Source organism: Kitasatospora cathayae (assembly GCF_027627435.1).
Classification (GTDB): domain Bacteria; phylum Actinomycetota; class Actinomycetes; order Streptomycetales; family Streptomycetaceae; genus Kitasatospora; species Kitasatospora cathayae.
Genome location: NZ_CP115450.1, coordinates 7,602,513 through 7,626,451 on the forward strand (window position 1 = coordinate 7,602,513; position 23,939 = coordinate 7,626,451).

The following is a 23,939-nucleotide window of genomic DNA, read 5'->3' on the forward strand; positions in this document are numbered from 1 at the left end:
CCTTGTCCGGGCCGGCGGTCCGTCAGCGGAGCTCGGCGAGTTCGGCGGAGATCTCCCGGAGCACCGCCGTCTGCTGGTCGGCGAGGAAGAAGTGGCCGCCGGGCAGGACCCGGAGGCGGAACGCCCCGTCGGTGTGGGCCTGCCAGGCGCGGGCCTCGGCGACGGTGGTGCGCGGATCGGCGTCGCCGGTGAGGACGACGACCGGGCAGCCGAGGACGCGGTCGGGCCCGCACGTGTAGCGCTCGATGGCGCGGTAGTCGGCCCGGATCGCGGGCATCGCCATGCGCAGGACCTCCTCGTCGCCGAGCAGCTGGGCGTTGGTGCCGTTGAGCAGCTTGAGCTCGGCGATGACGCCGTCGTCGTCCTGTCGGTGCACCGTCTCCAGGCGGGTGGTGGACGGCGCCCGGCGGCCGGAGGCGATGATCGCACCGGGTGCGTGGGTGCCCTTCCGTTCCAGCCGCCACGCGGTCTCGAACGCGAGGACGGCGCCCATGCTGTGGCCGAAGTACACGGTGGGCCGGTCGTCCAGGGTGAGCAGTTCGTCGGTGATCCGGTCGGCGAGGCTGGCGATGTCCTCGACGCAGGGTTCCCGTCGGCGGTCCTGCCGGCCGGGGTACTGCAGGGCGATCACCTCGGCCTCGGCGGACAGGGCCGCGGAGACGGGGAGGAAGAAGCTCGCGGATCCGCCGGCGTGCGGGAAGCACACCAGGCGTACCGTGCGGCCCTCACCGGGGTGGAAGCGGCGCAGCCACAGGGTGCTCGCCGTGCCGGGACTGGTCATGGGGGTCGGTCCTCTCTCGGGCCCCTCGCGGGGCGGGATTCAGTCCCGGTGGACGGTGATGGCGCCGGACGGGCAGAGCGTGGCGGCGGTGTCTACCGCGTCGCGGTCCTCGGCGGCCGCGGCGGGCTGCCGCAGTTCGACCACGCCGTCGTCGTCCTGATCGAACACGGCCGGGGCGTTGAGCACGCACTGGCCCGCGCCGACGCAGCGGTCGGTGTCGACGGTGATGCGCATGAACGGTTCTCCTGAAGCGGATCGGTGGGCGGGTGCTACCAGCGGACCGGAAGTGCGTGCAGTCCGCACAGCACGCCGTCGTACTTGAGCGGCAGGTCCTCGACCGGCACCGCGAGGCGCAGGCCGGGAATGCGTTCGAAGAGCCGGCGGTAGGCGATCTCCATCTCGATCCGCACCAGGTTCTGGCCCAGGCACTGGTGGACGCCGTAGCCGAACGCGACGTGGTGGCGCTCGGTGCGGGCCGGGTCGAACGCGTGCGGGCAGGAGAAGGCCTTCTCGTCGTGGTTGGCGGCGGCCACGAGCGGCACGATCCCCTCGCCGGCCCGCACCAGCTGCCCGGAGATCTCGACGTCCTCGACCGCGACCCGCAGCGAGACCAGGTCGGCCACCGAGTGGAAGCGCAGCGTCTCCTCCACCACCCGGTCGTCACCGATCCACTCGGGGTTCTGGAGCAGCGTCACCACGCCGAGCGCGATGTTGTTGGCCGTCGTCTCGTGCCCGGCGATGAGCAGCAGCATCAGCACGCCGGACATCTCGTGCGGCTCGATCGCGCCGGTCGCCAGCAGCCGGCTGATCAGGTCGTCGCCGGGCCAGTTCTGTTTGATCGCCACCAGCCGGTTGATGTAGCGCAGCAGTTCGCGCGAGGCGGTGTCGCGCTGTCGGTCGGTGGAGGCCTGGATGGCGACCAGGGTGCGCGTGCGGGACTCGAAGAAGTCCCGGTCCACCGGCGGAACGCCGAGCAGGGAGGAGATGACGAGCGACGGGACGGGCAGCGCGAAGTCCGCCACCAGATCCGCCTCGTCGCCGGCCGCCAGCATCGCGTCGATGCACCGGTCGACGGTCTGCTCGACGGCGGGCCGCAGCTCCCGCACCCGCCGGACGGTGAACTCCGGGATGAGCGCCCGGCGGAAGCGGTCGTGCTCGGGCGAGTCGAGGCCGACGAACCAGCCGGGGATCTGTTCCTGGCGCGGCACGCCCAGTGTCTCGCTGACGTTGGGGAAGCCGGGATGGTCCGGGTTGGAGCTGATCCTCTTGTCGGTGAGGACCGAGCGCACGTCCTCGTGCCGGGTCACCAGCCAGACCTTGCGGCCGTTCGGCAGGTAGGACAGCACCAGGCCCGGCAGCTCCCGGTAGTCCTGGTAGCGCGGCGGCGGGAAGGACTCGCCGGGCACGCGCAGCGGGAAGTCGACCACCGGCGGCTCGGCGCCCGTCGGCTCCCCGGGAGGCACGGTCCCGGATGGCACGGTGTCGGGCGGCACTGTCTCGGGCGTCATGGTGTCGGGTCTCCTCCGGCGGGCCGGCTCAGGACGCGCCGTAGAACGCGCGGACCGCGCCGATCACGCGGTCCTGGTCGGTGGGGGTCAGGTCGGTGTAGGTGGGCAGGTAGAGGCCGTCGGCCGCGAAGCGGGCCGCGTTGAGGCCGGACCAGGAGGGGTCGAAGTATCCCGGCTGACGGCTCATCGGCTGGAAGAACAGTCGGGTCTCGATCCCCTGGCCGGCGAGGAAGTCACGCAACTCGGCGCGCCGCTCGGCCCGGACGTCGTACATCCACAGCACGTCCCGCGGCGGCATGAGGGTGAGCCCGGGGACGTCCTTGAGGCCCTGGTCGTAGCGCTGCTCGATCTCCCGCCGGGTGGCGAGGATCGCGTCGAGGCGCTCGGTCTGGGCGAGCGCGACGGCGGCCTGCATGGCCGTCATGCGGAAGTTGTAGGCGAGCTTCTTGTGGACGAAGCTGTGGTCGGGGGTGAAGGCCATGGCGCGCAGGTGGTCCAGCTGGGCGGCGAGGCGGGGGTCGTCGGTGAGGCAGATGCCGCCCTCACCGGCCGTGATGATCTTGTTGGCGAACAGCGAGAAGCACGTGATGTCACCGGTCGGGCGGATGCCGTGGGCCTCGGCCGAGTCCTCGACGACGCGCAGGTTGTACTGGTGGGCGATGTCCATGACGGCCGCCATGTCGCAGCGCCGGCCGTAGACGTGCACGGGCACGATCGCCTTCGTGTGCGGGGTGATCCTCTCCTCGATCCGCGCGACGTCGATGTTGAGGTCGGCCGCGCAGTCGACGAACACCGGCGTCGCCCCGGTGTAGGTGACCGCCCACGCGGTGGCGATCATCGTGAACTCGGGCACGATCACCTCGTCGCCCGGGCCGACGCCGAGGGCGCGCAGCGCGAGGGTGAGCGCCGCGGTGCCGGAGGAGCAGGCCACGCCGTGGGCCGAGCCGTTGTAGTCGGCGAAGGCCCGCTCGAAGCGCCGGACGTACGGGCCCTGGGAGGAGATCCAGCCGTCGCCGATCGTGCTCGTGACGTACTCCAACTCGCGCCCGTCGAGGCTGGGCCGGGACACGGGGATGGTGAAGGGCATGAAGGGGTCCTCGCTCGGTGGGTCGGTCGAAGTCGGTGTCGCCGGGGCGATCAGGCGATGGCGGGGAGGCCGAGCAGGAGGTCGGCCGCAGTGGTGCGGCCGCCGGCGGCGCGCTGCAGGGCCCCGATGCGCTCGGCGCGTTCGCGGAACGAAGTGTCGCCGAGGACGCGGGTGAGCTTGTCGACGACGTCGGCCGGATCGATGTCCTGCGGCCGGTCCAGGGTCAGGCTGATCCCGAAGTCCCGGCCGCGAACCGCCTGGTCGTAGCAGTCCACCCACAGCGGGCGCACGACCAGCGGCTTGCCGAAGTACACGCCCTCGTGGAAGCCGTTGCCGCCGCCGTGGGTGAAGAACACCCCGACCTTGGGGTGGGCCAGCACGTCCAACTGGGAGGGCAGCCAGCTCTCGATCCGCAGGTTGCCCGGCAGTCGGTCCGGCGACGGCAGCAGGTGCTGCTGCTCGGCCGGCAACCGCCACAGCACCTGGTGGCGCCCGTCCAACCGCCGGGCCACCTCGACGAGGGCGGCCACCTGGGGCCGGGTGAGCCGGGTGATGGTCCCGAACCCCATGTACACCACGGAGGACTGCGCGTCGAGCCAGTCCATGACACCGGTGTCGTCCGCAGCCCGTGCGGACTCGGGCAGCGGCGGCACCATCGCCCCGACCAGCTTGACCTTTTCCGGCACCTCGAAGGGATAGTCGAGCTCGCGCACGGAATTGCACAGCACCATTTCGGCCCGGTCGATCCGGGTCATCGGGCTGGGCTTGGGCAGGCCGAGCTCCTTGCGCAGCCGGGCGTCCTCGGAAAGCACCTTCCCCATGGCCGGGTTGAGGAAGAGGGCCAGTGTGCGGAGCTTGAACAGCCGGTTGGCCAGGCGCTGGCCGAAACTCATCGGATACGGCAGGCCGGAATGCGGCACGGGGAAATCCTTGGGCGTGTACGAGCTGCCGAACGGGCTGTGGGAGGTGAGCACGTTGCTCGGCAGGAACGGTACGCTGAGTACGAACGGGATGCCCCGGGTCAGGGCGAGGTCGACGGCGAAGGAGCTGACGCAGTCGACGACCATCAGGGCCGGATTGCACTTGTCCACCACGGCCGCGAGCCGGCGGTATTTCTCGGCCTGCAGATCGGGCCGGTAGGACTGGTGGATGACGGCCCGGTGGGCGCGGAAGCGGCTGGGTTGGGTCACCTCGCGGTAGACCTCGTCGCTCCAGCTGACGGCGGACAGTTCGGAGAAGACCTCGCCGAGCGAGGCGAACTCCACCGCCGACTCGTCGGCGAGAGCCAGCACGTCGGCGCGCCGGGGCTCGTCGGTGGCGAACCAGAGGTCCGGCACGCCCCGACGGGCCAACTCACCGGCCAGCACCAGCAGCGGGTTGAGCAGTCCGCTCTCCGGAAGGCTGACGAACAGGATCGGGCGCGCCGGGGTGCTCATGCGCTCACCTCGCTGCGCTCGGCGGTCGCTTCGCGAAACGCGCCCCTGTTCATCGATCGCTCGCTCCGCTCGTTCATTGGACTCCTCGGGGACGGCTGGGTGCACCCCACCTTGGTCTCACGCCCGGCGCCGGGAATTCCTTAGTCCTGGGCCGGGCCCGCCGCGGGCCGGGCCCGATCGGCCAGGTGCGCGGGGGTTTGGACGGCGGCCCCGTGGTAAAGACGAACCACCGGGAGGTTCGATATTCCTTGGGTGTCCCGGCCGCGTGCCGGCGAGGTGGCGAGCGCTCATCGGCCGGCGCGGTGCGGGGGCGTCGCGGCCGAAAGCCGTTCACCTGTGGCTGCGGTTCTTGACGGGTCCCATACATTCTTGATCGGATGACCCGGGGTACCGTTGTACCTGTCAACCGCAATTGTGGTGCGGTCCGGGGGTGGTGTCGGGAAAGCGGGGTCGTCCGCGCTTGGGGGTGAAGGTTCTGTGATGCCTAGGGCGGTAATTCCCGACCAGGGGAGCATTCTCGGTCGCACGAGTGAACTGGCGGCGCTTTCCGGTCACGCCGGGTCAGGCCGCCGCGGAAACGCAGGATGCGTCGTCCTCACCGGCCCGGCCGGAATCGGGAAAACCCGGCTGCTCGCGGAGCTGCGGGCCGAATCCATCCGGCACGGCGCGCTCGTCCTGCACGGCGAGCGCCCGGACCGTGCGGGGTACTCGGGCCTGCGGGCCCTCTTCGCCGGGGCCGGTACGGTACCGGGTGACGCAGACGCCTCGGTCGGCGCGGCACTGGCGGCACACCTGCCCGACCGGCAGGAATCGCGCGCCTTCGATCCGGCGGAGGCCTGCCCCGTCTTCCACGGCCTGTACCGGGCCGCGGCCCGCGTCATGACGGACCGTCCGCTCGTCCTGATCCTCGACGACGGCGAAGCCTGCGACGAACACACCCTCCGCTGGCTGGACTTCCTCCTCCGGCGCTCCGCCGGGCTCCCGCTTCTCGTCGCCCTCACCCGCCGCGACGGAGCCCGCCCTGCCGCCCCCGCGGCCTGGATCGACCTCACCGCGGACCCGTTCGTCAGTCCCCTGCCGCTCGCCCCGCTCGACCGCGCCGCCGTCGCCGGGCTCGTCGGCCGGTGGTCGCCCGCTCCGGCCGAACCCGCCTTCGTCGACCACCTCGTCGAGGTGTGCGGCGGCAACCCGCGCACCACACTCCACATCCTCGACGAGCTGGGCGCCCTCGGCCACGGACCGGACGGCGCCGGCGCCGACCGCCTCGCCGAACTCGGCGCCCGCACGCGAGCCCGCGCCGTGCGCACCGCGCTCGACGCCGCGTGCGCGACCGTCCGCGCCGCCGCGGCCGCCGTCGCGGTGCTCGGCACCGCCCGCACCGACCTGGTCGCCGGCCTCGCCGGCGTCCCGGAGCACCGCGCCGACGAGACCGTGGTGATGCTCGGGGAATGCGGCGCGCTCACCGCCGACGGCGACGTCCATCCGGCCGCCCGCACCGCCCTCCTCGCCTCCGGCGACGGCCTCCGGACGGCCGAACTGCACGCCAAGGCGGCCCTGTTGCTCAGCGACGCGGGTCGCCCGGCCGAGCAGGTCGCCCGGCACCTGATGGAAGTCCCCGGCATCCCGCAGCCGTGGATGGCCGTCGTCCTGTGCGATGCCGCCACGGCCGCTGAACGCGGCGGCGCCTTCGCCCTGGCCGCCGACTACCTGCACCGCGCCCTGGACACCACTCCCGAGGACCACCGCCTGCGCCTGCGGCTGGCCGTGGCCCTCGCCCAGACCGACCCGCTCGCCGCCGTCCCGGTGTTCCGTGCCGCCCTCGCCCTCGCCGCCGAACCCGCCGACCGGGCCCGGATCGCCGTCGAGTGCGCCATGGCGTGCCTCGCGGTGCCGCTCGCCCCGGCCCACCGCGCCGAACTCGCCGACGCCCTCGAACGCGCCCTCGACGGACCGGACGAGGGCTGGGGCCTGCGCCTGCGCTGGCAGGTCCGCACCGCCCTGCTCGTCACCGGCCGCGGCCGGGCCTCGGCCGTCGCCACCCTCCCGGTGCCCCGCGGCGCCGCCTTCACCGTGGCCCAGGACGACGCCGCCAACGTCCAGGAACAGGCTCTCGCCGCCCTGCGCGCGGCCCTCGCCGGGCACTCGCGCGACCTCGCCGTCGAGGCGGCCCGCCGAGCGGTCGACGCCGCCGGCCCGTCCTGCCCCGGCTGGCCGCTGATCACCGCCGCGACGGCCCTCGCCCTCGCCGACGAGACGGACGCCGCGATGGCCGCCCTCGACCGCGCCGCCCGCGGCGCCGGCCCGTGGACCCGCACCCTCGCGGGCACCGGCCGCGCCCTCGTCCTGCACCGCGCCGGGGCCATCGCCGGAGCCGAGGCGGCTGTCCGGGCCGCGATCGACGACTTCGCCACGGCCGGTTCCGAGGCCTGCCTGACGGCTCCCCGGGCGGTCCTCGCCGCGGTCCTCGTCGACCGCGGGGAATCCCACCGGGCGGAGGCCGTCCTCTCCGGCACCCACCGTCCGGGAGCGGGCGGCACCGGGCTGGAGGAACAGCTCCACCTGCTGGCCCGCGGTCGCGCCCGCTGGGCCCACGGCGACGCCGACGCCGCCCTTCGCCTGCTGCGCGACTGCGGTCGGGTCCAGGACGAAGCGGGCGTCACCAACCCGGTCTTCGCCCCGTGGTGGGCCGACTCGTGTCTCGTCCTCGCGGCCGTCCGCCGGTCCACCGAAGGCCGCGCCCTCGCCGAACACGGCGCCGAGCTCGCCGCCCGGTGGGGCACCGCCCGCGCACTCGGCCTCGCCGCCCTGGCCGACGGAGCGCTCGCCCCCGGTCGGACCGGCCTGGACCGTCTCGCCGAAGCCGTCCACCTCCTCGCCGCCTCGCCCGCCCGGGCCGAACACGCCCGGGCCGAGTACAGCCTCGGCCGCGCCCTGCTCCTCGCCGGTGACCCGGCCGGCGCCCGCGAACACCTGCGCACCGCCACCGCCGTCGCCGGCGGCTGCGGGGCCCTCGGCCTCGCCGGGGCCGCGCGCCGCCTGCTGATCACCGCGGGCGGCCGGATGCCCGAAATCGCCACCTCGGCCGCCGGCCTGCTCACCGGCGCCGAACTCCGGGTCGCCGGGCTCGCCGTCGACGGCGCGAGCAACCGGCAGATCGCGCGCACGCTCTTCGTCACCGTGCGCACCGTCGAGTCCCACCTGACCAGGGTCTACCGCAAACTCGGCGTCACCCGTCGGGACGGACTCGCGACCGCCCTGGACGGCGCCCGCCGCGGCGCCGTCCGGGCGGCCGAAGAGCCGCCTCCGGCCGGCTGACGGCCCACCGGACGACCACCGCTCCGCGCCGGTTCGGCGCACCTCACACGGCAAGGGAGCCCGAGAACCGGGTGAGCTGGATGAACGACGTTCCTGTGAGCCCGTGGGGCGAGGCCTGCGACCCCACGGAGACCCCGTCACCCGCCCGGCCGACCGGTGACGGCGGCCCGGGAGATCCCGGGCCGCCGCCCGCCCCCGGTGCTCCGCGCCCGGCCGAGGCTGCGGACCCCGCCGCCGGAGCGCTCGTCCGCGGGAGCGGGCCCGCCCCCGGTGCGGCGCCCGTGGCCCCGCCCAGTGCGAGCGCGCCGGGCGCGCGGCAGCGCGAGCGCGCTGCCCTCGCCGCCGTGCTCGACCGTGCCGACTTCGGCCGCCCGGTCGTCGTGACCGTCACCGGCGCGCCCGGCTACGGCCAGAACGCGCTCGTCCGGTGGGCCGCCACCCGGGCGGAGCGGGCGGGGCTCCGGGTGCTGCGGGCCAGGGCCGCCCATGCCGAGTCCGGACTGGCTCCCGGGGCGGTCGCCCAGTGGCTGGGCTCCCTCCACGGACCGCTCGATCACCACCCCCTCGACGGTCGCGGAGCCGGCCCCCTGTCGGGCCTCGCCGACCTGCTGCGTGCCGCCAGGACCCTGCCGACCGTCCTGGCGCTGGAGGACGCCCAGTGGCTCGACGCCGGCTCCCTGCACTGGCTGGGCGCGTTGTCCAGGCGCTGGGCCGGTGTCCCGCTCGTGGTGCTGTGCGGCGGCAGCCGCCTCGGGTGGCCCGACCCCGACTGGTACGACCTGCTGACCGGGACCCCCGGCGTCGCCACGGTGCACCGTCTCGTCCTCGGGCCGCTGGACGGCACCGTCGTCGCGGACGCCGTGCTGCGGGCCTGCGGTGTACCGGGGGAGGACGGGTTCGTCACGGCCGTGGGCCGCCTGTCGGCCGGCCACCCCGAGATCCTCGACGACATCCTGCGGCGGTTCGCCCGTGACGGCCACCGCCCCGTCCTCGCCCGCGTGCCCGAACTCGCCGCCATCGGCGGCACCGTGACCGGCGACCACCTGATGCGGGCACTGCGCGGACAGAACGAGGAGGTCGTGGCCGTGGTGCGGGCGCTGGCCGTGTGCGGTGACCTGCTCGACTTCCCGCTCACCTGCCTCGTCGCCGGCCTCGACACCCTGAACGAGGCACGGCTGCGCGCCGTCCTCGCCGAGCTGCCCGGTGTCGTCGCCGGTCCCGGCCTCGAGCCACTGCTCGTCCCGACGCTGCGCTCCCGCGTCCTGGCCGCCGCGACCGCGGCCGAGCGCGCCGACCTCCACACCCGGGCGGCGGGACTGGCCCACCGGGCCGCCGCCGACGACGTCGCGGTGGCCGCCCTGCTGCTCGGCGCGGCCCCCGTCGGCCGCAGCTGGGCCGTCCGGGCCCTGCGGACCGCCGCGGAGGCCGCCGCCCAACGGCAGAACCACCGGCACGCCGCAGCCCTGCTCGGACGCGCCCTCGCCGAGCGCCCGGCGCCGGCCGAACAAGCCCGGCTCACCCTCGAACTCGCCGCCACCCACCTGATCGGCGAACCCGAGGCCGGTGAACACATCGTCGACGCGATCCTCCGGCGTCCGGACCGCGGGGCACGTGCGGACCCGCCACCGTACGCCACCCCCACCGGTGCGGGCTCGCCCGTGCCCCCGCACCCGGCTGCCGCCGAGCACGGCGCGGGGGCGGAAGCCGCCCCCCGCCCAGCGCCGGCTTCCGCCCCCCGTGCCTCCGGCGAGGTCCCGCGCCCGGCCTCCACGGCCCCCGCCGCCGCCCTGCGGGTGCGCGCCGCCGATCTCGGGCTCACCGGCGGCGCCACCACCGTCGTGCGCCGGGCCGTCGCCGAGACGCTGCCGCGGCCGGACGCGCCGTGCCACGACGAGCTGCTCGCGCTCTTCTGGTGCGCCGGCCCGGCCGACGACGGCGAGTCCGCCCTGCCGCTGCCCGAGCTGCCGCCGTTGCCGCCCTGTCCCACGGCACCCGCGCAGGCGGCGGTTCGGGCGTGGCAGCTCGCCGTCGCCGGCCGTCGACTGGACCTGGCCGGTGCGCTGGCCCGGACGGCCCTCGCCGCGGACGGTGGCACCCTGGGGGACGACGCCTGTGACGGCCCGCTCGTCCAGCCGTGGCTCGCGGCCTGTCGGACGTTGTGCCTCGCCGACGCCCATGACGAGGCACAGGCGGGCCTGGACCGTCTGCTGCGCCGTCTGTCCGGGAACCGCTTGCGGCTGGCCGCCCCGCACGTGCTCGCGCTTCGCGCCGAACTCAACCTCAGGCGTGGCCGTCTGGAGCCCGCCGACCGCGACGTCGCCGAGGGGGAGCGCGCACTGCGCCTGCTCGGCCGGTTCGAGACCGTCGCTCCGTACCTGCGTGCCGTCGGGATCCTCGTCGACCTCGAGAGCGGCCGCCGCGAGCGAGCCCGCGAACGGGCGGTGGCACCGCTTCCCGCGGGCGCCGAGGCGAGCGAGCACTGGGCGCACCTGCTCTTCGCGCGGGCCGCCGTGGCGCTCGGGTCGGGCCGTCCGACCGAGGCGGCCGAACTCCTGCGGGAGTGCGGCCGCCGCCTGCTCAGCCGGCACCGGCTCAACCCGGCACTCCTCCCGTGGCGTTCGGTCGCGGCGCTGGCCCACCACGCCCTGGGCGAGCCGGACGAGGCCGTCCGCCTGAGCCAGCAGGAGCTGCGGCTCGCCCACCGTTGGGGCGCCCCGATCACGATCGGCTGGGCCGAACTCAGCGCCCAGCAGGTGGCGGACCGGCCGGGCAGGCTCGCCGGGATCCGCTCGGCCGCGGCGGACGCGCTGCGGTGCGGACCGGCCGGTCCCGGCTACGTGCGGGCGCTCGCCGAACTCGCCGCCGTCGAACTCGCCGAGGGCGGCAACCGGCACGCCGCCGAGCGTTCCCTTGCCGAACTCTGCGTGCTGACGGCCCGGCACCCGGCCGGCCCGATGGCCGCGCGCGCCCGCGACCTGGCCGGGACCCTCGACCACGGCGTCGTCCACCCCGCGGACCCGCGCTGGGAGAGCCTCACGTCCACCGAGCGGCACACCGCCGAACTGGCGGGCCGCGGTCACAGCAACCGGGACATCGCCGCGCTGCTCGCCGTCTCCGTCCGCGCGGTCGAACTCCGACTCAAACGGGCCTACCTCAAGCTCGGCATCCACGGCCGCCCCGAACTGCGGGCGCTGGTCCGTGCCATGGAAGGACAGTGAACGATGCTCCACGACCGGGACACCGAACTCGCCGCGGTACGCCGGGCCCTGTGCGACGCCGCCGAGGGCCGCTCGGCGCACCTGCTGCTCACCGGTCCCGTCGGCATCGGACGCTCGGCCCTACTCCGCGCACTCGCCGATCCCTCCGGACGACCCGGCCCCGCCGGCCATCCCCCCGTCCGGGTCCTGCGGGCCGACGCCGCCCCCATGGAGCAGGACTTCGCCTTCGGCGTCGTCCGCCAGGTGTTCGACAGCCTGCTCGCCGTGCTGCCCGCCGACGACCGGGAGAGGTGGCTCGCCCGGGCCGGCGCCGCCCGACCCGTTCTCGACGACGCCGTCCCCGACGCTGCCGGGCCGACCGGAGCCGTCGTCGAGGACCTGCGCCGTCTGCTCGCCGAACTCGACCCCGGCACGACGCGGTTGCTGCTGGTCGACGACCTCCAGTGGGTCGACGGCCCGTCCCTGCGCTGGCTCGGTCACCTCACCGCGCGCCTCGACGACCTGCGCGTCGTCGTGGTCTCCACGCTGCGCGACGGCGACCAGGGCTCCTGGGACCCGTTGGTCCGGGAGGTCGCCGACACCGCCCGCGAACTGCGGCTCGCGCCCCTGTCGCCCAGCGCCACCCTCGCGCTGATCCGTGAGCGCTTCACCGCGCCGCGCCGGCCGGAGGTCATCGGGTCCGAGACACTCGGCTCGGTCGCCGACCAGCCTCACACCGACCGCTCGGACATCGGTGGAACCGGACCCGACGACATCGCCCCCGAGTTCGCCGAGGCCTGCCACCGGGCCGCCGCAGGCAACCCCCTCTTTCTGGTCGCTCTGCTCGACGCCCTCGCCGCCACGGCCCGTCCGACCCGCGACCACGCCGGAACCGCCCGAACCCTGCGTCCTGGGCGCCTGCGCGACCGCATCGTGACCTGCCTGCGCGCCCAGGGCCGGCCCGTCCGCGACCTCGCCGCCGCGATCGCCACCCTCGGCGAGCCGGGCGACACCGTGCTCGTCGGCCGCCTCGCCGGCTTGGACCCGGTCGGCTGCGCCGCCGCCCTGCGCGCCCTGCACCACCTCGGCCTGCTGCCCGACCCGCACCGCGCCGCCTTCGTGCACCCCGTCGTTCGGGACGCCGTCGAAGCCTCGATGAGCGCCGGTGAGCGCCAGCGCAGGCACGAGGGAGCCGCCGCCGTCCTGTACGACGCCGGTCGGCCGGCCGAGGAGGTGGCGCACCAGCTCATGGCCGTCGCCGCCTCCCGGCACCCGTGGTCGGGCGCCGTCCTGCGCAGCGCCGCCGACACCGCGCTGCGCCGGGGTGAGCCCGCCCTGGCCACCCGCTACCTGCGCCGCGCGCTGCTCGACGTCCCCGACGGCGACCCCGAGCGCGCCCGGTTGCTGGTCGAACTGGCCGTCGCCGAGCGGCCGTTCAATCGGTCGGCGTGCGAGCGGCACATCGCGCAGGCCATCCCGTTGCTTGCCACCGCCCGTGAGCGCGCCGCCGCCGCGCTCCAACTGCCCCCCAACTTCCTGCGCGCCGCGAGCCCGACCACCACCGCCGTGCTGCGCTGGGTCGCCAGCGAACTCGGCGACCCGGACACCCTCGACGGCGTCGCCCGCGAGGCCGCGCTGCGCCTGGAGGCCCGGCTGCGCCACGCGGACTGCCGTGACCCGGCCCGGCTCGCCGACTCGATGCGCCGCCTCGGCGTCATGGAGCCGGCGGTGTGCTCGCGCGGCGAGCGCGAGCTGCTGGCCGTCCTTTTGCACGCCGCGACGCTCGGCGCCGGGCGTCCGGCGGCCGAACTAGCCGGATTGGCCGAGCGGATCCTCGAGCGCGAGCCGGCCACCCTCCGCAGCCCCCACTCCGTCGTGCCGCTGCTGGTGACCACGCTGGTCGGCGCGGACGCCCCGGGCGCTCTGGAGTCCTGGCTCGCAGCGGGCGAACGCGCCCGGCACCCGCGCGGCTCCACCGAGGACTCCGCGCCGGGCCACGCCGAACAGGCGCTCGTCCACCTCGCCCGGGGCAGGCTCGCCCTCGCCCGGGAGCAGGCCGAGCGTGCCCGCCTGCGTGCCGAGGCCGGTGGGCCCGACGGCGACGGTCTGGCCACGGTGGCCCTCGCCGCGGTCGCGCTCGCGGCACGTGACCTGCCGCTGGGCAGCAGGGTCCTGGCCGACGCGGACCGCCGCTGGCCGACCGGCGCCGCCCCGGCGGCGATGCTGGGCCTGCTCCGCGCCCGCCAGCAGGCCCAGCACGGTGATCCGATCGCCGCCCTGGACACCGTCCTCACCTGCGGGCGCGAACTGGAGTCCGCGGGGTGGCGCAACCCGGTGCTGTTCCCGTGGCGCCCGTGGGCGGTCGGCCTGGCACACCGGATCGGCGACGACTTCGCCGCCCGCGCGCTGATCAACGAGGAACTCGCCCGCGCCGAGGCCTGGGGGGCCCCGGTGGCACTGGGCCGTGCCCTGCGACTGCAGGCGTCCCTCGCGGGCGGCGGACAGGCCGTCGACCTGCTGCGCGAGTCGGTCGACGTGCTGCGCCGTTCGGCCGACGAACTGGAACGCGCCCGTGCCCTGCGTGACCTGGGCCGCCGCCTCAGCGGCGGTGCCGAGGCCGCGGCGGTGCGCCGGGAGGCCGCCCGGCTCGCCGCCGCGTGCGACGCCGGGTGGTCGGAGGAGCGGTCCGGGGCCGATCCGGGCCGGGCGGCCGGCGCGCCGGTGGACGTGGTGCTGACCGCGTCCGAGCGCCGGGTGGCCGACCTCGTCGGACGCGGTCTGACGAATCAGGAGATCGCGGCCGAACTGCGGGTGAGCGTGCGGGCCGTGGAGAAGCACTTGACGAATTCCTATCGGAAGCTCGGCATTTCCGGGCGCCGGGAACTCGTCGCGGTTCTGTGTGAGGCCGAACCAGTTGTTCGCGTCTGATTCGGACGATGGCACCGCAGAGCCCGGCCGGCCGGCCCCCAGCGAATCGAACTCGTGTCCGCCGAACCGACACCGAACCCTACCGAACCAGCTCTGACCTGCAATGACGCGGACCGTACCGAACGACCCGCCGAACCCCGCGAGTCCACACCGAACCACCCGCCCCACGCCCACAGGATTGGACCGGACCAGCCCGCACGCCGTTGACCGGCCGGATCGGCGGTCCCTAGAGTCGAAGCAGAGTTCACCGCGAATCGCGCCGTTCGAGTCAGGCCACGTCCCGAATGCAACGGCCGGCATTCCCGCGGACATTCAGAACCGCACCCGCGCCCTCGAAGGGATCCGACTGCCATGGTCATCTCCTCTTCCGCCCTGGCCGATTCCGCTCGGACCATCGTGTGCGATCGAGAGCCAGGTCACGACGCGGCGCCGCAGGTCCGTCCGGTCACCGACCAGGCCGGTCTCATGGCCCAGCTCGACCGCACCCTCACCATCCGACAGGCCAACGAGGCCTTCTTCTGGCAGTTCGGCCGCACCTCGTCCGAGCTGTGCGGCCGGACGTTCAGCGAACTCGTCCACCCGAGCGTCCAGCAGCCGCTGCTGCGCCAGTTCTCCGGCCTCATCGAGGGCCGCCGCGACCGCTTCGCCACCGACGTCATAGCGATAGGCCCTGACGAGGAGACCTTCACCGTCCCGCTCACCGCCCTGATGGTCCGAGGCGGCCTGCCCGACGAGTCCTCGATCATGGTGATGATGCCCAACCGTGACGGCGAGACGACCGAGTCCGAGGTGGTGGCCGGCCGGAAGAAGCTGCTCAGCGAGATCGACGCCCGGATCCTGGAGGGCATCGCGGCCGGGGTCTCCACCGTGCCGCTCGCCGCCCGGCTCTACCTCAGCCGTCAGGGCGTCGAGTACCACGTCACCTGCCTGCTGCGGAAGCTGCGCGTCCCGAACAGGGCCGCCCTGGTATCGCGCGCCTACTCGATGGGCGCGCTCAAGGTCGGCGTCTGGCCGCCGAAGGTCGTGGAGAGTTTCGTGAAGTAGCGGCTGTCGGGCCCGTTGCGACGGTGGGGGGAACGGTGGTGGTCCCAGCAGGGGATGCTGATTCCCGTCGGGTGCCGTCGGTGTGACCGCGGCCGGCCCCGGCGTGTGCGCACGCCGGGGCCGGCCGGGCTACGTCCAAACTCCCGCCGGACTCGAAACACGCGTAGGACAGCTGGAGCGCGCTGGAAGGCTGCGACTACTTCCGCACCTCTCGCTACGCTCACCGAACTCGTCGACAGCCTCAACACCCGGCCGACGACCCTGTTCAACCGCTCCACCAGCCCAGACTCCGGCCTGGCCCCGCTCACCGCCGCCGGGTGGTTCGAGGACAACGTCCCCGGCCACATCTCCTGGCTCGCGCCCGACGGCGAGATGGCCTCCGTCACCCGCACCATCGACCCACTCGCCCTCGCAGCCGGAGCCAACGGCGACTGGGTGATCAGCGGCGGCACCCTCGGCCCCGGCACCAAACAGGGCTGGTACATCGAGATGTCCCCCACCATCCCCGCCCCACTGCTCAACGCTGCCACCACCGCGCTCACCAGCCGCGCCCCGGTCGAACGCCTCAGCTTGACTCTGTCGAGGATCTCGGATGATTGGGCTCAAGTGCCAAGGGTTCGCCAGGACTTCGGCCGCGGGACGTCGTTATCGTCCAGGAAGGTCTGGAAGGCGGTCGGCGGTCTCGGTGACGGGGCTTCGTCGGTGACTGGTCGGCCGCTGAGCCGTTCGATGTTGACGGCGATGGCTGTGAGTACGTGCTGTAGGTGGGCTTTCGGCTGGTCTCGGTAGCGGCAGCGGCGCATGCCACAGCAAAGAATGAGCAAAAACGCTCCTGACCCGCAGGTCGCAAAATGTGCTCCCCGCCGACGCGGGGGTGGTCCGCTGGTGCCGGCGGTGCGGGCGCTCACGTACGGGTGCTCCGCGCCGACGCGGGGGTGGTCCGACGGTTTTCCGGGCGAGGCCGGTGATCCTGGTGTGCTCCCCGCCGAGGCGGGGGTCCAGGGACGTTCAACTGTGACCAACGTCCAACGCCGTGCCCCCCCGCCGACGCGGGGTGGTCCGTTGTCTCCGGCCGCGTGGCACAACGCCCACAGGTGCTGCCCGCTGACGCGGCGGTGGTTCGTAGGTCTTCCGCCACATGGCGCAGGTGGGCCACCCGAGCCTGCTCCGAGCTCGGGGTGGCCCAGCCGCTTCACCTCATCAGACGTTGTGGTCGTAAACGACCGTCACGGGCGCGTGGTCGGACCAGCGTTCGGCATGCGTGGCGGCGCGTTCGACGTAGGCCTCGACCGCCTTGGCGGCGATGCCGGGCGTTGTACAATGCAGGTCGATCCTCCAGCCCGAGTCGTTGTCGAAGGCGCGGCCGCGGTAGGACCACCAGGAGTAGGGGCCGGTGCGGTCGGGGTGGAGGGCGCGGACGACGTCGACGTAGCCGGCCTCGTCGTAGACGCGGGAGAGCCAGGCGCGTTCCTCGGGGAGGAAGCCGGCGGACTTCTGGTTGGCCTTCCAGTTCTTGAGGTCCTCGGGGCGGTGGGCGATGTTCCAGTCGCCGCAGACCACCACCTCGCGGCCGTCGGCGGCGGCGCGGGCGCGCAGGGCGGTGAGGTGGAGGAGGAATTCCGCCATGAAGCGTTCCTTCTCGTCCTGGCGCTCGGTGCCGACCTCGCCGGAGGGGAGGTAGAGGCTGGCGATGGTCAGGCCCGGCAGGTCGATTTCGACGTATCGGCCCGAATCGTCGAATTCCTCCGACCCGAATCCGATCGTGGTGCGCTGCGGTTCCTGGCGGGAGAGGATCGCGACGCCGGCCCGGCCCTTGGCGACGGACGGGGCCCAGACCGCGTGCCAGCCGTCCAGGTCGCGCAGTTCGACGGGCAGCTGCCCGGGCTCCGAGCGCACCTCCTGGAGACAGATCACGTCCGCCTCCGTGCCGGCCAGCCATTCGACGAAGCCCTTCTTGGCGGCGGCCCGGATTCCGTTCACGTTCACACTCGTCACCACGATCACCCGGGCAGCCTACCCATTGGGCGTGTCCGCCCCGAAGCGTGACGCGCGGCGAGGGGCGGTCCGCAGGCCGTCCGCGGGCTGTCTGCGGGCCGTCTGCGGGCCGTCTGCGGGCCGTCTGCGGGGGTTGTCGTGAACGGGGCATGAACGTTCGCGACGGCCGTATCAAGCCCCGCCATTGGTCTTGACCATCTCCGCACGGAGCACCTAGGGTCGCTTACTGCAAGGACCTTTAATAAAGAAGGACGGATAAAGGCCCGCTCTCCCACCTGCCGCAACAGCGGGCAGCGGGCCGGGGATCCGCCCTCCTTGTCGTAGGGCGGACAGGACCAGGTGGAGGACGCGGTGGGCACGGTCGGGACGACAGGACGGCTTTCGACGGTGCCGGAACCGAAGTACTGGCACCTGCGCACGGTACTGCTGCGGGCCATCGACTCGGAGTTCTCCACCGGGCAGGTCCTGCCGAACGAGCGCGAGCTCTCCGCCCGCTTCGGGGTGGCCCGGGCGACGCTGCGGCAGGCCCTGGACCAGCTGGAGCTGGAGGGCCGGCTGGTCCGCCGCCGGGGGATCGGCACCCTGATCGCCGCCCCGCGGGTAGGCGTCCCGGTCAACCGGCAGGAGGAGGGCTGGCCCGGCGCCGGGCGCAGCCAGGCCTGGCGCACGGTGGACTGCACCACCGCGCCGGCCTCCGCGCAGCTGGCCAAGGACCTCGGCATCGCCGAGGGCGCCACCGTGCACACCGTCCGCCGGGTCCGCCTGGTCGAGGGCCGCGCGATGGCCACCGAGTCGCTGCACGTCCCGGCCTCCGCTCTGCCGCACCTGCCGGGCTTCCGCGCCGAGAGCGACCGCGCCCGCTCGGTGCTGCGCCAGCTGGAGCGCCTGGAGGTGGACGGCGAGTCCCGCGCCGTCGAGCTCGGCGTCGCCGAGGCCGACGAGGCCGTGCTGCTGGAGCGCCCCCCGGGCACCCCGGTGCTGGTCATGACCACCCAGTACGCCTCGGCCGGTCGCCTGGTCGCGCTCGCCGTCTCCACCTACCGCGCGGACACCTGCAAGCTGACCTTCGGCGAGACCGGCCTGGTCGAGGTCACCCCGGTCGGCGCGACCCCCGAGGTCCGTACCGCCTCCTGAACCACTCTCCGACACCCTCAGACAACGGCCCGGAGGCCCAACTGGCGTCCGGGCCTTTGTCGTTGGCCGAGACGTCGGCGACCGGGTAGCGTGCGGCGGGGCGCTGACGGAGGGAGGCGGGCCGGTGAACCCGGTGCTGGAGTGGTGGGCGAGGGGTGAGGTGCTGGCGTTCGACTGCCTGTTCCGGGCGGACGGCACGGCCCGGGAGGCGGACTTCGACGGCTCGGAGCACCTCCGGCTGGAGCTGGGCGAGCCGGTGGACGTGGCGGAGCTGGCGGCCGGTCCGCCGTGGGACGCGGGCTCGGCCGGGATCAACAGCGAGACCGAACTGCCGGACGGGCGCGGCTACTTGCTTTGCGGCGACGGCGGCCTCGGGCACCTGGGGTTCATCGGCCGGCTCGGTCCGGACCGTGAGCTGGTGTGGCTGCTGACCACCTCGACCGGCAACCCGTTCGTCCGGGCGACGGTCGACTGGCCGCTGGCGACCTTCGTCAACGACTGGGGCACCGCCGTCACCCTCGACCTGACCGACCCGGACTTCGCGGCGCCCTGAGCGAACCCGGCCCACCCTGAGCCGCGCTGGGCCGCCTGCCTCACACCCGCGGTGGATCCACCGCGAAGAGCTGGTCCTCCACGTGGTCCAGGGCGACCCGGAGGGCGCCCATCGAGACGACCTCCGAGCCGAGGGCCGCCAGGGCCACCTCGGGGGCGCGCAGGGTGAACTGGGCGAGGCGTTCGCGCAGGGGTTCCAGGACGCCGTCGAGGCCGGCCGCCCAGCCGCCGATGACCACCAGTCGGGGGTCGATGGCCAGCACCAGGGCGGCGACGCCCTGGACGAGCCTGGTCAGGAAGCGGTCCATGGCGACCTTGGCCACCTCGTCGCCCTCCCGGGCGAGCCGCAGGACGCGGGCGACGGCCGCCTCGTCGAGGGGGTTGAGCGGCTTGCCGGTGGTGGAGAGCAGCTTCTCCGGGGTGACTTCCTGGCCGAGCAGGTGCAGGGCGCCGATCTCGCCGGCGGCGCCGCCGTAGCCGCGGTGCAGCTTGCCGTTGATGAGCGATCCGGCGCCGGGGCTGAGGCCGGCCATCACGAAGACCACGTCGTCGGCGCCGACGGCCGCGCCCTGCCAGTGTTCGGCGATGGCGGCGAGGTTGGCGTCGTTCTCGATCAGGACGGGGCAGCGGAAGGAGCGGCGCAGTCGGGCGCCGAGGTCGAGGCCGGTCCAGCCGGGCATCGCGGTGCCGAGCCGGATGGTGCCCTCGCGGTCGACGATGCCGGGGGTGCCGATGCCGACGGCCCACAGGTTGTCCCGGGAGATGCCGGCCTTGCGCAGGACTTCGGCGACGGCGGTGCGGACGGCGGTGAGCCGCTCCTCGGCGTCCAGGGTCTCGTCGACCGGCTTGAAGTGACTGCCCACCACCTCGCCGGTGAGGTCGGCGAGGACGATCCGGATGTCGTGCACGCCGATCTCGATGCCGAGGATGTGCCCGGCCTCGGCGCGGAAGCGGAACCAGCGGGCCGGGCGGCCGCGGCGGCCGGTGCCGGGCTGGCCGTCCTCCCGGGGCTGCTCGACCTCGGCGACCAGTCCGGTCTCGACCAGGCCCTCGATCACGCCCTCGACGGTCGGCCGGGAGAGTCCGGTCTCGCCGACGAGCTGAGTGAGGGTCACGGAGTGGCCGGTCCGCAGCGCCCGAAGCGTGACCGCCGCGTTGATCCGCCGCAGCAGCGAGGAGTCTCCTCCGGTGAGCCGATCCGCCAATGCGATGCCCTTCGCCGTTCGCGCGACTGCCCCGGTGCGCGGTGTCGAGTGCCGCGGAGCCCACCGAGTGGCCCGCGGGGGTCTGCCCCCGGCAGGCAGGCGCGGGCGGCGCTGGGGCCACCTGCACCAGGGCCGGAGGAAGCAGTCGGGAGCCTACCCGGGGAGTGCCCGGCGCGGCGAGGATTCCCGCAGCTCACCCGGGCTTCGGTATCGAAACGGTACGGATCGGGTGGCGGTGCGTGACCCTTGCTTCACCGGCCGGCCACGGACGGGCGCTGCCCTGGGTGCCGGCCCCGTACCGACCAGAGCGAACGCACCGACAGCAGGGAGCCGACGCTCAGCCAGGAGCACGCCGAGAACCCGCTGAGGACCGAGCCGGCCGAGCCGATGGACGGCACGCTGCCGACCGAGCCGATCGAGAGCACGGATCCGACCGAGCCGATGGACAGCAGCGAGCCGATGGAGCCGATGGAGCCGATCGAGCCGAGTGAGGCCCGGGAGCGGATCGAACGCACGGAAGCGGCCATGCGCCCGATCGTAGCCCGGGGACGGCTGCGGTTCAGCCCGCTCCCGATCCGCTCGGTCGATCCGTGCGGTCAGTCGACCCGCGCGACGAACAGCCCCTGCCCGAGCAGCCCCATCGGGTGCCCGTCCTCCGGCAGGGTGAGTACGGTCGGGCAGCCGGCGGCGGTGAGGGCGGCCCGCCAGTGGTCGGCCGGGTGGGCGGTGAGGCCCCGGGGATCGCCGGTGATCAGCAGGTCGAGCTGTTCGGTGACCGGCGCGAGCAGCAGCAGCCGGCCGCCGGGGGCGAGCAGTTCGACGAGCGCCGGGACCTCCTCCTCCGGGTGGCCGCCGGCGGTGGCGACCACGACGTCGTAGCGTCCGCCGTCGGGGGCGAGGTGATGGTCGGCGTTCTGCCGGGGCCGGGCGGCCAGGGCGCGGGCGATCGCGGTCTCGGCGCCGTCGCGGTCGAGTTCGAGCACCCGCAGTGTCTTCGGCCCGTCGTGGGCCTCGGCGGTGGCGCGCACCAGGGCGCCGAGCGCGGCGCCGAGGTAGCCGCGGGCGGCGGCCCAGCGGACCGGGGCGGCGGCGGGGCGGGGCGCCTCCTCGCCGGTGAGCAGCTTGGGCAGGCGCAGGGCGCCGCGCCGGACCCGGTCCAGGACGGTGGCGGTGCCCAGGCCGTCGGTCCAGGTCTCGACGGCGGGCCGCCAGGCGTCCCGGACCTCGGCGGCGGTGAGTTCGGGGGCGCCGTGGAAGAGCGGGCCCTGGGCGCCGCCGTCCTGGCGGGTGATCAGGCCGTGCCGGGCGAGGGCGTCGAGCCAGCGGGCGACCCGGGGGCGTTGGGCGGGGGTGACCAGGGCGGTGGCGAGGAGTTCGGGTTCCGACCAGCCGCGGGCGGGGTCGGTGAGCACGCCGGTCTGCTGGAGGGCGTGCAGCAGGGCGGTGAGGACGGCCCGGTCGAGGTGGGCGCCGAACTCGGTGATCTGTTCGGCGGTGATGCCGATGCTGTACTTCCAGGCGGCGGCGGTGGCGGCCTCGGTGGCGGCGCGCAGTCGGCGGTCGGCGGCCTCGGCCTGGCTGTGCGGGGCGCGGACGTGGGCGAGGACGGCGCCGAGGGCGTCGACGGCGGCGTACACGTCGTCCTGCCGGGGTTCGGGCCCGACGTGCAGGACCAGGCGCAGCGCGGCGAGGTCGTGCTCGGCCAGGCCGGGCTGGCGGCTGAGCTGCCAGAGCAGGGCGGAGGGCAGGCTGAGGTGGGTGGTGCCGTTGGCGGCGAGGGCGGTGAGCTGCTGTTCGGGCCGCTGGTCGGGGTCGGCGCAGTGCACGGTGCCGCCGGCCAGCAGGGTGGCGAGGGCGAGTTCGACGGCGAGGTCGGTGGCCGGGTGGAGCACGGTGTGCCGGATCGGCGGCGGGCCGAGGACGCCGGCCCAGTGGCGCAGCCGGTCCTCGGCGGCGCGGGCGGCGGAGGGCGGCAGGGCGGCGTGTTCGGCGACGCGTGCGGCGAGGGCCCGGGGCAGGCCGCCCGGCGGGGAGACGCCGAGCAGTAGGCCGATGCCGCTGATCGAGCGTCCGTCGGCGACGACGGCGGGCCGGTCGCCGAGCTCGCGCAGCGCGCTGACCAGCGCAGGGGTCGAGGCCAAGGTGATCACTCCGGGGTGCGGGGGAGAAGCCGCACTACTGAACCATGCGTGCAGGCCCGAAGCGGTCGCTGCCGAGTCAAAATTCCGTAATGATTTTCATATCGGCCAGCCAAGCGGTGGGAAGGATTCGGGTGCGAAGGCGTCGGAACTTCGCATTCCGGAACCGCTTGCGCAAGGCCTTGACAGGTGGTTCGGGTGCTGGGTTACTTGGCCTGGGCTTGCCCAGACCGAACGATCGGTTGGGTGCCCAGGATCGGCCGACCTGCGAAGGAGCGACGATGACGGGCAGCCCGCTCGAACCGGAACGACGCCTGGGCGAGCCGATTCCGCCCGCCCTCCTGGACGCCGGCGAGCGGATGGGCGTCGACGAACTGCGTGCCCATCAGCTCGACCGCCTCCGGGCCACCCTGCGGCACGCCTACCACAACGTCGAGCTCTACCGCCGCAAGTTCGACGCCGCCGGGGTGCGCCCCGAGGACTGCCGCACCCTGGACGACCTCGCCCGCTTCCCCTTCACCACCAAGGCCGACCTGCGCGAGGGCTACCCCTTCGGCATGTTCGCCGTCCCGATGGAGCGGGTCCGCCGGATCCACGCCTCCAGCGGCACGACCGGGCGCCCGACCGTGGTCGGCTACACCGAGAACGACCTGTCCGTGTGGGCCGACGTGGTCGCCCGCTCGATCCGCGCGGCCGGCGGCCGCCCCGGCCACAAGGTGCACATCGCGTACGGCTACGGGCTGTTCACCGGCGGCCTGGGCGCGCACTACGGCGCCGAGCGGGCCGGCTGCACCGTCATCCCGGCCTCCGGCGGCATGACCGCCCGGCAGGTGCAGCTGATCCAGGACTTCCGCCCCGAGATCATCATGGTCACCCCGTCCTACCTGCTCACCCTGCTGGACGAGTTCGAGAAGCAGGGCCTGGACCCGCGCGCCACCTCGCTGAAGGTGGGCATCTTCGGCGCCGAGCCGTGGACGGAGGAGATGCGCCGCGAGATCGAGGACCGGCTCGACCTGCACGCCGTCGACATCTACGGCCTCTCCGAGGTGGTCGGCCCCGGCATCGCCCAGGAGTGCGTGGAGACCAAGGACGGGCTGCACATCTGGGAGGACCACTTCTACCCGGAGGTCGTGGACCCGCTCACCGACCAGGTGCTGCCGCAGGGCGAGGGCGGCGAGCTGGTCTTCACCTCGCTCACCAAGGAGGCGCTGCCGGTCATCCGCTACCGCACCCGCGACCTCAGCCGGCTGCTGCCGGGCACCGCGCGGCCGGCCTTCCGGCGGATGGAGAAGGTCACCGGGCGCAGCGACGACATGATCATCCTGCGTGGGGTGAACCTCTTCCCGACCCAGATCGAGGAGATCCTGCTGCGCACCCCGGGCGTCGCCCCGCACTTCCAGCTGCGGCTGACCCGGCAGGGGCGGATGGACCACCTCACGGTGCGGGTGGAGGCCCGCCCGGAGGCGCCCGCCGAACTGCGGGCGGCGGCCCGGGAGTCGATCGTCCGGGCGGTGAAGGACGGCGTGGGCGTGACGGTCGCGGCCGAGGTGGTGGACCCGTACACGCTGGAGCGCTCGGTCGGGAAGATCAAGCGGGTGGTGGACGAGCGCACGTGAGAA

General features: G+C 74.2%; 17 protein-coding genes. 8 read left to right on the forward strand and 9 right to left on the reverse strand.

Going from position 1 to position 23,939, the window contains the following annotated elements:
- Nucleotides 1–22: 22 nt before the first annotated feature.
- The 5 genes from O1G21_RS33980 to O1G21_RS34000 are packed head-to-tail and all read right to left on the reverse strand — an operon-like array spanning nucleotide 23 to nucleotide 4,812.
- Nucleotides 23–781, reverse strand: coding sequence for a thioesterase II family protein (locus tag O1G21_RS33980; RefSeq protein WP_270149115.1), 759 nt, complete (start codon nucleotides 779–781; stop codon nucleotides 23–25).
- Between the two features lie 39 nt (nucleotides 782–820).
- A complete protein-coding gene (locus O1G21_RS33985; protein ID WP_270149117.1) occupies nucleotides 821–1,015 on the reverse strand; it encodes a ferredoxin in 195 nt (64 codons plus the stop codon).
- A gap of 35 nt (nucleotides 1,016–1,050) precedes the next feature.
- Nucleotides 1,051–2,289 carry a cytochrome P450 gene (locus O1G21_RS33990; RefSeq protein WP_270149119.1) on the reverse strand — a complete coding sequence of 413 codons (1,239 nt, stop codon included), beginning with the start codon at nucleotides 2,287–2,289 and terminating at the stop codon, nucleotides 1,051–1,053.
- 28 nt (nucleotides 2,290–2,317) lie between these two features.
- Entirely contained in the window at nucleotides 2,318–3,376 is a 1,059-nt protein-coding gene (locus tag O1G21_RS33995) for a DegT/DnrJ/EryC1/StrS family aminotransferase (protein WP_270149121.1), read from the reverse strand.
- Nucleotides 3,377–3,426: 50 nt separating this feature from the next.
- Complete coding sequence (locus tag O1G21_RS34000; RefSeq protein ID WP_270149123.1) at nucleotides 3,427–4,812, reverse strand: glycosyltransferase; 1,386 nt, start codon at nucleotides 4,810–4,812, stop codon at nucleotides 3,427–3,429.
- 480 nt (nucleotides 4,813–5,292) lie between these two features.
- Between O1G21_RS34000 and O1G21_RS34005 the strand changes: the two genes are divergently transcribed.
- The 5 genes from O1G21_RS34005 (at nucleotide 5,293) to O1G21_RS41870 (ending at nucleotide 16,085) form a co-directional block, all read left to right on the forward strand.
- The gene (locus O1G21_RS34005; protein WP_270149124.1) at nucleotides 5,293–8,127 is read left to right on the forward strand and encodes a LuxR family transcriptional regulator; all 2,835 of its coding nucleotides are present in this window, start codon (nucleotides 5,293–5,295) and stop codon (nucleotides 8,125–8,127) included.
- 80 nt (nucleotides 8,128–8,207) lie between these two features.
- Nucleotides 8,208–11,345 (forward strand): helix-turn-helix transcriptional regulator, encoded by a 3,138-nt coding sequence (locus O1G21_RS34010; RefSeq protein ID WP_270149126.1) that lies wholly within the window; start codon nucleotides 8,208–8,210, stop codon nucleotides 11,343–11,345.
- Between the two features lie 3 nt (nucleotides 11,346–11,348).
- Complete coding sequence (locus O1G21_RS34015) at nucleotides 11,349–14,252, forward strand: ATP-binding protein (RefSeq protein ID WP_270149127.1); 2,904 nt, start codon at nucleotides 11,349–11,351, stop codon at nucleotides 14,250–14,252.
- 465 nt (nucleotides 14,253–14,717) lie between these two features.
- Nucleotides 14,718–15,296 carry a LuxR C-terminal-related transcriptional regulator gene (locus tag O1G21_RS34020; protein ID WP_270151404.1) on the forward strand — a complete coding sequence of 193 codons (579 nt, stop codon included), beginning with the start codon at nucleotides 14,718–14,720 and terminating at the stop codon, nucleotides 15,294–15,296.
- A 372-nt stretch (nucleotides 15,297–15,668) separates the two neighbouring features.
- On the forward strand, nucleotides 15,669–16,085 hold the full coding sequence (locus tag O1G21_RS41870; RefSeq protein ID WP_405000749.1) for a DUF317 domain-containing protein: 417 nt from the start codon (nucleotides 15,669–15,671) through the stop codon (nucleotides 16,083–16,085).
- Between the two features lie 411 nt (nucleotides 16,086–16,496).
- Here the strand turns inward: O1G21_RS41870 and O1G21_RS34025 are convergent, their stop codons facing one another.
- Entirely contained in the window at nucleotides 16,497–17,300 is an 804-nt protein-coding gene (locus tag O1G21_RS34025; RefSeq protein ID WP_270149128.1) for an exodeoxyribonuclease III, read from the reverse strand.
- Between the two features lie 378 nt (nucleotides 17,301–17,678).
- Between O1G21_RS34025 and O1G21_RS34030 the strand changes: the two genes are divergently transcribed.
- Complete coding sequence (locus O1G21_RS34030; protein ID WP_270149129.1) at nucleotides 17,679–18,425, forward strand: GntR family transcriptional regulator; 747 nt, start codon at nucleotides 17,679–17,681, stop codon at nucleotides 18,423–18,425.
- A gap of 124 nt (nucleotides 18,426–18,549) precedes the next feature.
- Nucleotides 18,550–18,978 carry a hypothetical protein gene (locus O1G21_RS34035; RefSeq protein WP_270149130.1) on the forward strand — a complete coding sequence of 143 codons (429 nt, stop codon included), beginning with the start codon at nucleotides 18,550–18,552 and terminating at the stop codon, nucleotides 18,976–18,978.
- 40 nt (nucleotides 18,979–19,018) lie between these two features.
- On the opposite strand, the gene O1G21_RS34040 is transcribed toward O1G21_RS34035, so the two are convergent.
- The 3 genes from O1G21_RS34040 to O1G21_RS34050 form a co-directional block, all read right to left on the reverse strand.
- Nucleotides 19,019–20,182 carry an ROK family transcriptional regulator gene (locus O1G21_RS34040; RefSeq protein ID WP_270149131.1) on the reverse strand — a complete coding sequence of 388 codons (1,164 nt, stop codon included), beginning with the start codon at nucleotides 20,180–20,182 and terminating at the stop codon, nucleotides 19,019–19,021.
- Nucleotides 20,183–20,433: 251 nt separating this feature from the next.
- A complete protein-coding gene (locus tag O1G21_RS34045) occupies nucleotides 20,434–20,709 on the reverse strand; it encodes a hypothetical protein (RefSeq protein WP_270149133.1) in 276 nt (91 codons plus the stop codon).
- A gap of 69 nt (nucleotides 20,710–20,778) precedes the next feature.
- Nucleotides 20,779–22,323 (reverse strand): acyl-CoA synthetase family protein, encoded by a 1,545-nt coding sequence (locus tag O1G21_RS34050; RefSeq protein ID WP_270149135.1) that lies wholly within the window; start codon nucleotides 22,321–22,323, stop codon nucleotides 20,779–20,781.
- Between the two features lie 278 nt (nucleotides 22,324–22,601).
- On the opposite strand from O1G21_RS34050, the gene paaK reads away from it, so the two are divergent.
- On the forward strand, nucleotides 22,602–23,936 hold the full coding sequence (gene paaK, locus O1G21_RS34055; RefSeq protein ID WP_270149137.1) for a phenylacetate--CoA ligase PaaK: 1,335 nt from the start codon (nucleotides 22,602–22,604) through the stop codon (nucleotides 23,934–23,936).
- Nucleotides 23,937–23,939: the final 3 nt, after the last annotated feature.

Excerpts from the sequence above, each read along its gene's own strand:
- O1G21_RS33980 (WP_270149115.1), bottom strand. The coding sequence starts at position 781 with ATGACCAGTCCCGGCACGGCGAGCACCCTGTGGCTGCGCCGCTTCCAC.
- O1G21_RS33985 (WP_270149117.1), bottom strand. The coding sequence starts at position 1,015 with ATGCGCATCACCGTCGACACCGACCGCTGCGTCGGCGCGGGCCAGTGC.
- O1G21_RS33990 (WP_270149119.1), bottom strand. The coding sequence starts at position 2,289 with ATGACGCCCGAGACAGTGCCGCCCGACACCGTGCCATCCGGGACCGTG.
- O1G21_RS33995 (WP_270149121.1), bottom strand. The coding sequence starts at position 3,376 with ATGCCCTTCACCATCCCCGTGTCCCGGCCCAGCCTCGACGGGCGCGAG.
- O1G21_RS34000 (WP_270149123.1), bottom strand. The coding sequence starts at position 4,812 with ATGAGCACCCCGGCGCGCCCGATCCTGTTCGTCAGCCTTCCGGAGAGC.
- O1G21_RS34005 (WP_270149124.1), top strand. The coding sequence starts at position 5,293 with ATGCCTAGGGCGGTAATTCCCGACCAGGGGAGCATTCTCGGTCGCACG.
- O1G21_RS34010 (WP_270149126.1), top strand. The coding sequence starts at position 8,208 with ATGAACGACGTTCCTGTGAGCCCGTGGGGCGAGGCCTGCGACCCCACG.
- O1G21_RS34015 (WP_270149127.1), top strand. The coding sequence starts at position 11,349 with ATGCTCCACGACCGGGACACCGAACTCGCCGCGGTACGCCGGGCCCTG.
- O1G21_RS34020 (WP_270151404.1), top strand. The coding sequence starts at position 14,718 with ATGGCCCAGCTCGACCGCACCCTCACCATCCGACAGGCCAACGAGGCC.
- O1G21_RS41870 (WP_405000749.1), top strand. The coding sequence starts at position 15,669 with ATGGCCTCCGTCACCCGCACCATCGACCCACTCGCCCTCGCAGCCGGA.
- O1G21_RS34045 (WP_270149133.1), bottom strand. The coding sequence starts at position 20,709 with ATGGCCGCTTCCGTGCGTTCGATCCGCTCCCGGGCCTCACTCGGCTCG.
- paaK (WP_270149137.1), top strand. The coding sequence starts at position 22,602 with ATGACGGGCAGCCCGCTCGAACCGGAACGACGCCTGGGCGAGCCGATT.